Annotated in this window: 14 protein-coding genes and 1 pseudogene; 4 read left to right on the forward strand and 11 right to left on the reverse strand. The window is 47.4% G+C overall.

The window, feature by feature from the left end:
- Positions 1-116: 116 nt before the first annotated feature.
- From Q0R35_RS07850 to Q0R35_RS07865, 4 genes and pseudogenes are all read right to left on the reverse strand, one after another.
- Positions 117-431, reverse strand: coding sequence for a 2Fe-2S iron-sulfur cluster-binding protein (locus Q0R35_RS07850; RefSeq protein WP_295615716.1), 315 nt, complete (start codon positions 429-431; stop codon positions 117-119).
- Positions 432-462: 31 nt separating this feature from the next.
- Positions 463-729 (reverse strand): annotated as a pseudogene (locus Q0R35_RS07855) (selenium-binding protein SBP56-related protein); the annotation flags it as partial.
- Positions 730-1,122: 393 nt separating this feature from the next.
- On the reverse strand, positions 1,123-1,935 hold the full coding sequence (locus Q0R35_RS07860; RefSeq protein ID WP_295615722.1) for a tetratricopeptide repeat protein: 813 nt from the start codon (positions 1,933-1,935) through the stop codon (positions 1,123-1,125).
- Entirely contained in the window at positions 1,874-2,143 is a 270-nt protein-coding gene (locus Q0R35_RS07865) for a hypothetical protein (protein ID WP_295615725.1), read from the reverse strand. Before Q0R35_RS07865 ends, Q0R35_RS07860 begins: the two co-directional genes overlap by 62 nt.
- A gap of 38 nt (positions 2,144-2,181) precedes the next feature.
- Here Q0R35_RS07865 and Q0R35_RS07870 point away from each other — a divergent pair, with 38 nt between their 5' ends.
- Positions 2,182-2,484 carry a Uma2 family endonuclease gene (locus Q0R35_RS07870; protein WP_295615757.1) on the forward strand — a complete coding sequence of 101 codons (303 nt, stop codon included), beginning with the start codon at positions 2,182-2,184 and terminating at the stop codon, positions 2,482-2,484.
- 117 nt (positions 2,485-2,601) lie between these two features.
- Here the strand turns inward: Q0R35_RS07870 and ahcY are convergent, their stop codons facing one another.
- The gene (gene ahcY / locus Q0R35_RS07875; protein ID WP_295615729.1) at positions 2,602-3,873 is read right to left on the reverse strand and encodes an adenosylhomocysteinase; all 1,272 of its coding nucleotides are present in this window, start codon (positions 3,871-3,873) and stop codon (positions 2,602-2,604) included.
- Positions 3,874-4,206: 333 nt separating this feature from the next.
- On the opposite strand from ahcY, the gene Q0R35_RS07880 reads away from it, so the two are divergent.
- Positions 4,207-4,989, forward strand: a complete 783-nt coding sequence (locus tag Q0R35_RS07880; protein WP_295615732.1) for a TIGR00297 family protein — start codon at positions 4,207-4,209, stop codon at positions 4,987-4,989.
- Positions 4,990-5,029: 40 nt separating this feature from the next.
- Here Q0R35_RS07880 and Q0R35_RS07885 read toward each other — a convergent pair whose 3' ends face one another.
- Positions 5,030-5,212 (reverse strand): hypothetical protein, encoded by a 183-nt coding sequence (locus tag Q0R35_RS07885; protein WP_295615735.1) that lies wholly within the window; start codon positions 5,210-5,212, stop codon positions 5,030-5,032.
- A gap of 79 nt (positions 5,213-5,291) precedes the next feature.
- Between Q0R35_RS07885 and Q0R35_RS07890 the strand changes: the two genes are divergently transcribed.
- Entirely contained in the window at positions 5,292-7,061 is a 1,770-nt protein-coding gene (locus Q0R35_RS07890) for a DUF3352 domain-containing protein (protein ID WP_295615739.1), read from the forward strand.
- A gap of 331 nt (positions 7,062-7,392) precedes the next feature.
- On the opposite strand, the gene Q0R35_RS07895 is transcribed toward Q0R35_RS07890, so the two are convergent.
- The 5 genes from Q0R35_RS07895 to Q0R35_RS07915 all read right to left on the reverse strand — a co-directional run bounded on the left by Q0R35_RS07895 (position 7,393) and on the right by Q0R35_RS07915 (position 11,527).
- Positions 7,393-8,013, reverse strand: a complete 621-nt coding sequence (locus tag Q0R35_RS07895) for a HEAT repeat domain-containing protein (RefSeq protein WP_295615742.1) — start codon at positions 8,011-8,013, stop codon at positions 7,393-7,395.
- 279 nt (positions 8,014-8,292) lie between these two features.
- Positions 8,293-9,564: a HEAT repeat domain-containing protein gene (locus tag Q0R35_RS07900; RefSeq protein WP_295615745.1), complete on the reverse strand. Its 1,272-nt coding sequence runs from the start codon at positions 9,562-9,564 to the stop codon at positions 8,293-8,295.
- 181 nt (positions 9,565-9,745) lie between these two features.
- On the reverse strand, positions 9,746-10,240 hold the full coding sequence (locus Q0R35_RS07905; RefSeq protein WP_295615748.1) for a bleomycin hydrolase: 495 nt from the start codon (positions 10,238-10,240) through the stop codon (positions 9,746-9,748).
- A gap of 94 nt (positions 10,241-10,334) precedes the next feature.
- The gene (cpeB, locus tag Q0R35_RS07910; RefSeq protein ID WP_295615751.1) at positions 10,335-10,889 is read right to left on the reverse strand and encodes a C-phycoerythrin subunit beta; all 555 of its coding nucleotides are present in this window, start codon (positions 10,887-10,889) and stop codon (positions 10,335-10,337) included.
- 470 nt (positions 10,890-11,359) lie between these two features.
- Entirely contained in the window at positions 11,360-11,527 is a 168-nt protein-coding gene (locus tag Q0R35_RS07915) for an NblA/ycf18 family protein (RefSeq protein ID WP_366944842.1), read from the reverse strand.
- A 342-nt stretch (positions 11,528-11,869) separates the two neighbouring features.
- Between Q0R35_RS07915 and Q0R35_RS07920 the strand changes: the two genes are divergently transcribed.
- The gene (locus Q0R35_RS07920; RefSeq protein ID WP_295615754.1) at positions 11,870-12,466 is read left to right on the forward strand and encodes a phycobiliprotein lyase; all 597 of its coding nucleotides are present in this window, start codon (positions 11,870-11,872) and stop codon (positions 12,464-12,466) included.
- Positions 12,467-12,646 lie beyond the last annotated feature (180 nt).

Raw genomic sequence — 12,646 nt, forward strand, 5'->3', positions numbered from 1 at the left:
TGGCAATTTATTTTGCTGTTGAGGCAGGCGCAATTGAGGAAGGATGGTTTTGGACGATTATTGTTGTCTGTATTTCTTTGGTGGGAATTATTTTCGTCAACTCTTGGAAAGTTTAATTAACCTTTGAAAGGGTTGGTATACAAAGCTGCTTGACTTTCAGTACCAACCTCAAATCGGCAATTAGATTTCGCATGAGCCACACACAATAAAACATAACCAGCGGCAATTTGGGCTGGTTTGAGACAGCGTTCGGCAGAGCGATCGACTTCGCCAGCGATTAGTTTGGCAGCGCAAGTAATACAGACACCATCACGGCAACCAACAGGCAATCGCAAGCCAGATGCTTCAATCGCGTCTAAAATCTGGACATCGGGAGCGACATCAATTTCGATGCCGCCCCGATTTACCAACTCAACTCGATATGTATCCATCTAGATCCAAATATCTGAAGTACAATCATCGCCGAGATTTACTAGTGTCATCGTGACAAGAACTGCAAGCATTCCAGCCGAAATGATGCAACTCATCACCGATATAAGGCATGGGTAAACGGTGAATCACTTGACTATAAGTAGGCGATGTGGGGTCGCTATCGATCGTGGCGAGATAGTCAGGCTCTTGGATACTCGTACCCGTACAAAGCGCGATCGTATATAACAATTGCTTCCGCTCTGCTGTCATCGCTGCTTGCGGAGATTCATAACCAGGGCCACAACATTGATGTGCCATATCTTTATGCTCCAATTTTAGATTGGTGTGTGCAATTAAATTCTGTCCATCCGATCGATCTTACACTCTAGATTGAGTGGTCTGAGTCTGATGTAAGATCGTTCCTCGATCGAATTATCTATCAGTTTATCCCTCTAAAAACTTAGAGCGATCGATTATCTTTAACATAACCGATCGCTAAAATTATCGATTATCGTTTAGCATAAATCTTGTCAAAAACTCCACCATCAGCAAAGAACTTGCGATCTACAGCATCCCAACCACCTAAAGTTCCGATCGAATACCGTACTTATATTTATAGTAAACAAAACTTTTGTACTACTAAACAGCAAAGTGTCATAGATGTGTATGAGCGGTAGTCTCGATCGGGTGAGATGCCGCCAGCGATTGAGGTTATTGCAACTTCAAGAATTTTTCTAAAGCTGCCACCATATTCGGCGGCCAACGGCGGGTATTTTTGACCCAATCTAGATCCTTGTAACGACCGTCTAACCCAACTGTCGCTACCCAATTACTTTCCGCCTCACCTCTTTTGCCGTCCTGCCATAAAGCGGCACTTAGAGCCGCACGGACATCAGGAAAATCACGATATTTTCTGACGATATTTTTCATATTCCGAATCGCTTCGGCAGTTTCACCATTCTGATACAGAGCCAGAGCGTAATTAGCCCGTGCGAAGGCAAAATTGGGGGCGATTTCTGAAGCCTTGAGATAATTTTTAATCGCGGTATTCCAATCGCCTAAACCAGCATAGGCATTGCCGAGATTATTGTAAGCCATTGCATCTTTGGGATCGATGCTGAGGATATACTGATAGTCGGCGATAGCAGCATCCCATTTACCCAAACCTTCTAAAGCTGTCCCGCGATTGAGATAAGCATCAGGATAGTTGGGTAATAATTCGATCGATTTATTAAAATCGGTAACCGCTTCAGTTAATTTATTTTGACTGACACGAGAATTACCGCGATTGCTCCAAATTGCCGGATTCTGCGGAAATAGATCGATTAGTTGCGTCCAATATGTTTCTGCTTTACCAAAATCCCCGTCGTTTGTCGCGGTGAAAGCTTGGGTTCTAAGTTTGTCGCCTAGTTCAAATTGAGCGTCCGTCAGCTCAGTAGGTGCTGGCTGTGCTAAGCCAGCACTAATCGGAGTTAAAACCATCAGCACGATCGCGACAATACCAATCAACCAACGCCACACCATAAGTTATTTCCGCTATTTTCCCTTTCATTTTAGTGCTTTCTAGATCGATCGCGTTGTTACTGCTAGTTAATTGTCGTAGTCTGCCATCCCACTCTTGCGTATTTCGAGCGGATGGTACTACGACGATCGATTCAATCCCTCTACGTTGAGACCACGATCTAGTAAAGTCTGCGATCGCCTCTTCTCTGAATCTCAATCGCTCATTCATCTGTTAATTATCTCGATCGTTAAGTATTTCAGGCTAAAATTCCTTATGACGAGAATGGCGATCTTGAAAATGTCTTTAATATTCCTCCTGACTGGACGATTGAAATACTTTCATCAGACCAAAGCACTATTAAAGTACTAAAGAACATTAATCACTGCCTAGCTTATGGTACTCAAATGGGCTGGCTAATCGATCCTAAAGAGCGATCGGTATTTGTGATGGGAATCGATCGAACCTTTCAAATTATCGATGAACCTAAGACTGTTTTACCCGTACCAGAGTTTGCTAAAGAGATTCAGCTAACAGTCGAACGGATTTTTAGCTGGATTAACAAAAGCTAAAATTTTGACTATATCTATTCAACTTGAGATTTTTCATCTAAATGATATCTCGTAAAAAAAGCACAGGTTAAATTTAACCTGTGCTTTTTAAAAACTAGTTAGTCTTGAAGATCTAATCTAGGTACCAGAAGTCCAAGAGTTAGCGTAGTCAATTTGATCTTTAGTCAGGGTATCGATTTGGATGCCCATTGCTTCGAGCTTCATCCGGGCGATTTCTTTATCCACATGGACGGGGATAGAGTGAATGCCTGGAGTCAGTTCGCCCCGGTTTTTGACGAGGTATTCGCAAGCCATCGCTTGGTTGGCAAAACTCATATCCATCACTGCGCTAGGATGTCCTTCAGCGGCAGCGAGGTTGACTAAACGACCTTCACCGATCACGATAATAGATTTACCATTGTTGAGTTTGTACTCTTCAGTGAAGTTACGGACGGTGTTGACACCAGAAGATTTGCTGGAAAGAGCTTTAAGATCGATTTCGATATCGAAGTGACCGGAGTTACAAACGATCGCACCATCTTTCATCGCGTCGAAGTGTTCGGCACGGATGATGTGCTTGTTACCAGTAACGGTAATAAAGATGTCGCCGACAATCGCTGCTTTTGCCATTGTCATGACGCTATAACCGTCCATAACGGCTTCAATTGCCTTGGTAGGGTCAATCTCAGTGACGATGACGTTTGCACCCATCCCACGGGCGCGCATGGCGGTACCTTTACCGCACCAGCCGTAACCAGCGACAACGATGGTTTTACCAGCTAGGAGGATGTTAGTTGCGCGAACGATACCGTCGAGGGTAGATTGTCCGGTACCATAGCGGTTGTCAAAGAAATGCTTGGTATCAGCGTCGTTGACGTTGACAGCAGGGAATGTCAAAACTCCAGCTTTGAACATCGCTTCGAGACGAACGATACCTGTGGTGGTTTCTTCAGTAGTACCGATTAGTTCGCTGAGTTGGTGTTGGCGTTCTTGAACCATAGTGGCGACTACATCACAACCATCATCGACGATGATGTTGGGGCGGTGATCTAGAGCGGTTTGAACGTGACGTTTGTAAGTAGCTTCGTCTTCACCACGGAAGGCGAATACGGGAATTCCATAATCGACAACTAAACTAGCTGCAACGTCATCTTGGGTAGAGAGGGGGTTGCTAGCAATTAGAATTGCATCGGCACCAGCCGCCTTGATCGCGATCGCGAGGTGAGCAGTTTCAGTGGTAATGTGGCAACAAGCGACGATGCGGATTCCAGCTAGAGGCTTTTCTGCTGCAAATCTGTCGCGGATCTGACGTAGCACGGGCATTTCCCGCCCTGCCCACTCAATCCGTTGTTTGCCTTGGGGTGCGAGCGATAAATCCTTGACTTCGTGTTTCAGTGCAGTTGCTATCATAGATGCAGTTTGTAAATATATTTAAACTTAGATCTTTCCTTAGGTTACAGGAAAATATCAAATTTATCACTCCGCACGATCGACTAGCACCCATGTTCGAGTTGTCAATCCGCTCTACGTGTTATTCCTGAAGATGGGATACAAGCCTTAGACATCAATGGTTGGCGGCTATCGATCGATCGGATTTACTAGCGAGAAAGCGATTGAAAATTGATGCAAAATTTACCCAATTGCAGACGATTGCTAGGATAAACAAAAGATCTTATCGATCTCAACCGTCAGAGAGTTATGCTTGTTACCCGATCGAGTCAGCAGTATATATTTGTCTAAACTATGTTAAGTACAATACCGAATTGGTTGAATGAAATCGGCTCTAATCCTTGGCTTGTCGCGATCGGTTTAAACTCAGTCTTACTAATTCTGGCAACCATCATCCCTAAAAAGCTCTTAACTCCCGCCGGATTAATTAATGCTTGGGGATTAGGAGTGGTTGTCTGGGGGACTTTAGGATGGCGCGGCTATGGGGTGGTAATGTTTTATTTTTTAGTCGGTTCGGCGGTGACTCGAATTGGGATGGCACAAAAAGAGGCTGAAGGCATTGCCGAAAAACGCGGCGGTGCGAGAGGGCCAGAAAATGTCTGGGGCTCGGCGTTTGCTGCTACAATCTGTGCGATCGGGGTGGCGGCAGTTAAGTTCGGTTGGCTCGATGCTGGCCGGGAATCTTATTTATTATTAGGTTATGTTGCCAGTTTTAGTACTAAATTAGCAGATACGACGGCGAGTGAAGTTGGCAAGGCTTATGGCAAAAGTACATATCTAATTACTACCTTAAAACCCGTCCCCAGAGGTACGGAAGGGGCGATTAGTCTAGAAGGGACGCTGGCGGGAATCGTGGGTGGTATATTAATTTCTTTAGTTGCTTACAGCCTGGGGCTAATTACATTTACTGGCGTAATTATTTGCACGATCGCATCTTTTATTGCTACTAATCTCGAAAGTGTTATTGGTGCCACCTTACAGTCAAAAATCGACTGGCTCAGTAACGAACTCGTCAATGTTATTAATACAATTATTGGTGCGGTAGTGGCAATTGCGATCGCCATCTGGTGGCATTAGATTTCACAATCTTTCTAATTTGCGCCTTGCTGTAGCAATCCTAGATAGCATGAGAATTCTTAATCTTCCCTCTGCGCTCTCTGTCTTGATGCTCTAAACCGTCGGGGAACCCGACGAGCGAGCATCGCTGCGCCTCTGCGGTTAAAATCACACCAAGTTCGCATCTCACAAATGATTTAGGACTGCCAGACATCCAATCGGGTACGACTTCTTGTGATAGCATCAGACTCAGGATTTTTGCCAAATCTAATCCCTAACTACCAACCGCACGAACATTTAACGAGATCGAAATGCCTAACAAAATGCCAAACGCCAAGTCTAGGCTGCCTATTGTCACCAAAAAACAACAATTCAGGCGGGTTGTGGTGGGTACGGGTGCGGCTGCTCTCGTTGCTGGTTTGATGGTAGGCGGGGCATGGAAATTATTATCTGGCAATGCGAATAAATTCGATACCAGTAACGGCGTGAGCTTATTACCGCAGGATACGCTGTTATCTGTCTCTATTTCTACCGATGCGGCACAATGGCAGAAGTTCTCAGAATTTGGCATCCCCATCGGTCGCGGCATCCTCGAACAGCAAATAGCCAACTTTCAAACTAATTTTTTGACTAACTATGGGTATGACTATCAACGCGATATCCAGCCGTGGGTTGGCAAACAAATTTTATTAGGGGTGCTAAATAATCCGGGTGCGATTTCTAGTAAATCCGATCGCGCCAAAATTCCATCTTCGCAAACAGTTGCCATTTTACCGATAGTCGATCGCGGTGCCGCCCAAAAAGCCGTACAACAGCACCAAACTCCAGTTGATGCCAATTTAGTCGAAAGTAACTACAAAGGGGTTACCATTCGCGAATTTAAGCGCAAGACGGGGACGATGGCGATCGCGCTGCTAGATAATTTTGTCGCCATTGCCAGCGATAAGCCCGGATTGCAACGCGTTATCGATACCCAACAAAGTGGTAAATCGCTGCTCGTCGTACCGGGTTACACCAAAGCCTTAACCGAAATTGAAATCGATCGACCCTTCGTGCAGGTATATGCCAATATTCCCGTCGCTACGGCGGTAGCTGCGGCTAACTCACCCCAAAATTTAGCGGCTGATAAATTAGCGCAAGCCCAAGCGCAGCAGGGCATCGCGGCTAATGCCAAACTCGAAACAGACGGCATCGCCTGGAAGGGAATTTCTTGGCTCAAACCCAACACCAAGCAAAAGTTAGTAGTCGAAAATCAGGGTCAAAACTTCGCCGCTAATTTGCCTGCAACCACGCTCGTGATGGTCTCTGGCGGCAACTTACAGCGATTGTGGCAAGACTACGCCCGTAGTGCCGATACCAACCCGCTGGCACCCGTCAAACCCGCAGATCTGGTTAAAAATCTGGAAAATCTGACGGGGTTAGCACTAGAGTCAGAAATCCTCAACTGGAGTAAAGGTGCATTTGCCGCTGCGATCGTGCCTAAATCTGATAAAGTCGATACTGAATTTGGGGCAGGATTAGTTGTTTTACAACAAGTCAGCGATCGATCTACTGCCGAAAAAGCTTTCGCCAGACTCGATAATACGATGGGGCAAAAACAGATTTTTAAAATTGCCAAAGCTAAAGTAAATGGGCAAGATGTCGTTAATTGGACATCGCCTTTAAATGTTACTGCTGCTAGTCATGGATGGCTCGATCGAAATATCGCTTTCTTAAATTTGGGTGCGCCTGTGACCCCGATTTTCTTACCCAAACCTCAACAATCGCTGGCTGATTCGGCTCTATTTCAACAAGCGACTAAATCGAGTTTGACAAACCATAACGGGCAATTTTTCATCGATGTCGATCGAACGATTAATGCAGGTAATTTACTTTTACCTTATATGTCTCCACAGGTTAAAGCTGGATTAAAAGCAGTGAGAAGTTTGGGAGTTACTAGCGCGATTCTAGATGAATATAGCAATCGCTTCGATTTATTTGTGGCACTTAAAAAAGAACCGGGAGTTGCTAAATTGCCCGTTCCAGCTAAGGCAATTAAACCTGCGCCCAAGCCGATTACATCGCCAAGTTCGACCCCTAAGCCTTCGCCATAGTAGCGGCAGTTTATGAATTGCCCCTACAACTATAGCTAAGAAATTAAACCGCAGAGACGCAGCGATGCTCGCTCGTCGGGTTCCCCGACGGTTTAGAGCATCAAGACAGAGAGCGCAGGGGAATAAAGAGAAGATTAATCTAACACGAGTTTCTCCTGTGGGAGAGGCTACGCCAACGGGATAATGATTTCCGTTGGCGGTGCTGGTGCGAAGCCAATCTATTTTCCTCATCCCGAACTGAGGTTAATTATTTAAAACTTAGTCCGCGTAGGCGGACTTTGTATCACTAGCAACGATTTCAATCGTTGTGCTTACCTGAAATAAATAACATCTAATTACCTCGTGCTGCTTGCATTTGTTTGTATTTAATCGTTTGTTCCAATCTAGGTAGGGCACTTACCGCCGATTCGCGGACGTACTCATCGAGATTAGCATCCTGAATTGCTGCTTGTAAAATTGGCTCGGCACGGATATCGCCAATGGAGGCTAAAGTATTCACCAATGTGACTTGGAGCGCGATATTATCTGTCGTCTGAAGAGCCTCGACTAACATTTCAAATGCGGGGGTGCCGAGTTGCCCTAGTGCCATTACTGCGGCAATATTCACGACGGGATTTTCATCGCTCATTGATGTTTTTAGACATGCTAATCCCGCTGGCGATAGCGGTTCTTCGGGATAATTGACAATTACCTGCGCGATGGCTTTAACCGCGCTACCTCTAACGGTAACATTCTGACTGGTAGCTAAGATATCGATTAAATAAGGGATCGTATCCATCCCGATCGCACCAATGGTTTTGACTGCCGCCCGTCGATAGGTGGTATCATCTTCGTCAAGGATGCTCATTAAGCGAGGAATTGTCGTCTCATCGCGAGTTTCGACTATTTCTAGCATCGCTCGATCGCGTAAATTAGGATTGGGATGTTTGAGTCGATCGAATAATGAATCCATAGGGAATAGGGGATAGGGAATAGGAAATAGGGAATCTACTGTGTATGCACAAGTCTGTTGGACTTCGCTTGAGATTGGTTTACCCCCCCAACCCCCCTTATAAAGGGGGGCTTTTGCCCCCTCCCCTTTATAAGGGGAGGGCTGGGGTGGGGTAAAAGGACTACGCAACAACTCAAATAGCTTGTGCCCGTATTTCTCCCTGAGGGAGCGGCGTTTTTAGATCTAGGGTTCCCCCCGAATAAAAAAACGACAAGACAGAAGGGTTGGGGATGAGGGCTATTAATGCTCTCCAGCCGCACGAGCGCGGATGATCCAGTCATCGTCATTAGCTGTAATTTCTCGTCCGCTGGTATCGCCGAGTTTAGCTAATGCCATTAAAATTGCGTATTTTAAATCCCAAATTTTAGTATCTAAACTAGCGACGAGTAATGGTATTGCGCGCTTGTCGCCGAGTTCGCCTAGAGCTAGTGCGGCGGCGGCACGAGATTTTTGGAATTGCGGTTCGCGGTTATTTAATGCTTCGACTAGTAAATCGTAACCTGGTGCATATTTGAGCCACCCGAATAACTTCATAATGTGGTAGTGCGCGCCATAATCGTTGTATGCCTCTGCTTCATAAGTTGCGAGTAAAGCCGCAGGCGCAAGCTCGGCAAAGTTATCTAAAATAGTTTGCGTGGCTAAATAACACAGTCCAAAATCAGTCTCGTATAACTGCCGAATCAAAAATTCTAATGTCGGCGGCAGATCGTATTCATGAATTAATTCTAAATCTTGGGGTCGATCGAGTAAAGTTTGCTCTAAGCTCGATTGAATATCGGCAAATTCGATCTCGCCGCGTTCGATGCCATTATTTGCTAATAACCGAATCGCGCGCAATCGAAAGACAATCGATACCGGACATCTCGCGATCGTGCTAATTGCGGGATAATAGTTAGTATCGATCAGATCTTGAATACAAGCGCGGCGGGCATTGCGACTGGGATGGAATAAAAATTCCATCACTCGTGCCATTGGGGTATAATCGCCTGTAAATCGACACACCGCCGCAATTGCCGCACTGGCGGTAGCTTCGTCTGACGATTCGGTAAAGGTGCGAATGCGATCGAGTGCTGGTAGATAATTAAGCTTGACTAAAGTATGAATGATGACGCGATGATTCTGACCTTCGCGATCTAATATTTGCGCTATTTCTGATAATATTTCTGGATCTTCAGTGCCAATTTCGCCGATCGCCCATACGGCATTTTCGACAGTATAACAGTCTGACTCGCTCAAGCAAGTCCGAATTGCGGGTAATCCCTGTTTGGCTTGGAGTTTGCCTAATGTCTCTACCGATTTACGCCGCACGATCCGATTATCGAGTTCGGGATTGTTATTATCGATCGCCCTAATTAGTGCATCGATCGCTGCTGTTGTGGGAAAATTAATTAAATGCGAAGCTGCGACATAGCGAGATTCATCTTCAGCGAGTTTATCTAAAGGTGTATCCAATAGCTCGATCGCTTCGGCTTCGGTCAGATTAAATATATTAAAAAAACGTTTATTAGTCATAATTTATTTTATGGCAAATTAGACTTCGACAGATCCCCGACTTCTTCAAGAAGTCGGGGATCTAGCTTAATTAAACATATCAAAAGAGGCTCTCGATCTTTCGCTCAACCATCAGGCAAAGCAACAGATCGAAAGCCCCTTTATCGCTCGGACAACCTTAATTACCCTTGCTAACTCCAAACTAGGATAAGGAGTTGATGGTGTAGTCGAGTAAAGCATTGTATTCTACCAATGCTTGTGCGGACATGTCGCGAGGAGCGCAACCGCGAGTACGTGCGAAACGAAGAGCTTCAACGTAAGGAGCGGTAGGTAGGTCTAATGCACGGTAAACTTCACGTCCACCAGCAATACCCCATTCGTCTAAGGGGCCAGTACCGCCGACAACTAGACAGTAGTTAATCAAACGCATGTAGTGTTTGATGTCGCGTAAGCACTTGTCTTTTTTAACTTGGGTTTCGTTAGCTTCGCCAGAGTTGTTCAAGTAGCCATACTTTTTGATGCAAGCATCGTAAGCTTCCTTAGAGACGTTGTCGATGTTGGCAGCGAGCTTTTCAGCAGCTTCCATCCGAGCGGCGGCGCGTTGAATCGAACCCTGCACGGATTCGAGATCCGAGGTGCTAGGGAAACGGCCGGCTGCGTCTGCAGCAGCGATGACTGTCGTCACAACTGATTTCATGTCTTAAATCTCCAGTTTTGGCTAAATTCGGTGTTAATTTTGAAACGTTTAGCCAAACGACAGCGTCGTCAAACTATTCGTTGGCGCGAGCAATTTAGCTCAGGGCAGCAATCACGCGATCGAAGTAGCTGCTGGCTTCTGCAACCAAGCTAGCGCAACGATCTTCGGTGACAATCGTACCCATTTTGCGCAATTTAGCACCGGCAAAAGATTCGCTGGGCTGGTCCTTAATGTGAGCAGCGGCTTGAGCCTTCATAATTTGCACGGCCCGCACGGTGGAGGTGGTGGGCACGCCCAAAGCGGCGTAGGTTTCTTTCAAACCGTTCAAGCAGCGGTCGTCCAACACGGACGCATCACCAGCCAACAGCGCGTAGGTGACGTAGCGCAGCACGATTTCAGCATCGCGCAGGCAGGCCGCCATGCGGCGGTTGGGGTAGCAGTTCCCACCGGCTTGGATCAAGCCTTGGTTTTCGCAAATCATCCCAGCGACGGCGTCGGACACCATGCAGCAGGCGTTGGAAGCAATGGCATTAACGGCATCCAAGCGACGGTTGCCGGAAGCCACATAGGCCTTCAGGCCAGACAGGTCGGATACACAAGAGGTGCTGGCGTCAGCCGAGACAACGGCCTTAGAAAATGCGTCGAGCATTGAACTCTCCTTAAATCAGTCAAATTTATAGAGCCCACAGATTTTGTGAGCCACTACTGACCATAAAAGAAGAGGGTAAACGGTGTCCTATTTATCAGAAACTAAGTAACAATCCGTAATAAATCGGCCTCGCTTTCTCAGGAATGCGGGGCAAGCAGCCCGATTCAGCAGCTTGATAATGATTTGGGTATGAACATCCACCAAGGGCGCACTAAGGGCCCGCTAAGGATGTTGCGCTGAAATCAAATCCCGAAGAATACCGGATGACGGGACGTTGTGCTTTGCAGCAACACCCCCTACGACTCAAAGGGCCCGACAGCGGACCGCCGATGATAGACGGCCGATGACCTCTGTCCTGCGGAGACGCTCCGCGAACGGTCGGAGACCATCGGCAACTTTCGCCCTCCAATTCTCAACTCTTATCTCTACAGAAAAGGGACAGCTTGGCACACCCAATCGCCCCTGCTCCCTCACCCCTGCTTCATAAGGTGGCGAATCACATTGTCTTTGATCATCAGTTGACGCATGACCTCCAGGAGAAACTCCTGGGCTTGGTCTTGGGAAAGCACCTTAACCTGGCCCTCATAGAGCCTGAGGTTGAACTGTTGTTCCATGCTTAGTGATAGCGGCAGGTCCATATCCACGACTCCTCACATCAAAATTGATGGCTAAAGGTCAGCAAACGGATTGGGCGGATCAGCGTCAACAATAGTGATATTTCCGTACTAAACCGTACTGGGTATAAAACGCTGTTTGTAAACCATTATAACACAAGCTTGACAATACGACCATGCCCCCCATGGTACCGTAGCTAATGTTACAGAATGATGGCCGATTCGCCTGCGGTATGATGGGGACAGGCTTTGAACCCGCCCCATCACCTGGGGCTGGCCAGGGGGCTTTGGACAACAACCACCCAGGTGACGGCGGCAGGCCGGGCCCCCTGCCCATCCCTTCCCCCTAGAGGAGACCGATTCCCGATGGACGCAATGCAATTTTTCCAAAAAAGCGCAGGCACCTGGCGCTCCCAGCGCACCACCCACCACCTAGCCTTCAAGCGGGCTGAAATGGGCGGCTCGGAAATTCGAGTCGATCCCCTGGACAAGGCCCACCCAGATATTGTGGCCCTGTGCGAAATGCACCAAATTGACCCCGGCCTGGCCATTGGCGGAGCCGACGTGCGCTGGGCGGGCACCATGCAGTGGGACCGCGAAGACGGCGAGGTCCACGAAGGCAAAACCTGCTTTGCGCTGGTGCCGGACGATGAGACGGGCCGATCGGGAAAAATGCTCCGCGAGCTGGGCTATGCCGAAATCGTCCCGGTGGTGGGCCGCTACGAAATGGACGAAGAAGACGGCTTGGTGCTGATCACCGAGTACGAAACCATGAGCTCCCGAGAACGCTTCTGGTTTGCCAATGACCGCACTCGCGTGCGCAATAGTATCGTCAAGCGGTTTGGCGGGTTTAGCTCAGCAACATTTTGCTCGGAAACGCGGGTAGATGAGCCGTTTGAGGGCAGCAAGGCCCCGCAGCAGGTGACTGAAACCGCGAAAGTCCCGTCGATTTTTGGCTGGTAAGGTCCACTCAGCAGTTGATGCCGATCGGTCCCTCAATTTGGCGCGGCGATGGGGGCGGCAATTAGGGCCGAGCTACCCCTAATTGAACTAAAAGTGTTGACAGTAAGATGACTCGTGCTGTAGCGCAGGAGTGGTAAGGTGCCCAGGCCTTCTGGGTTATAGCCCCGTCAACAATATTGT

Origin of the sequence: Chamaesiphon sp. GL140_3_metabinner_50 (assembly GCF_025361915.1) — a bacterium.
In the GTDB taxonomy this organism is placed as follows: Bacteria; Cyanobacteriota; Cyanobacteriia; order Cyanobacteriales; family Chamaesiphonaceae; genus Chamaesiphon.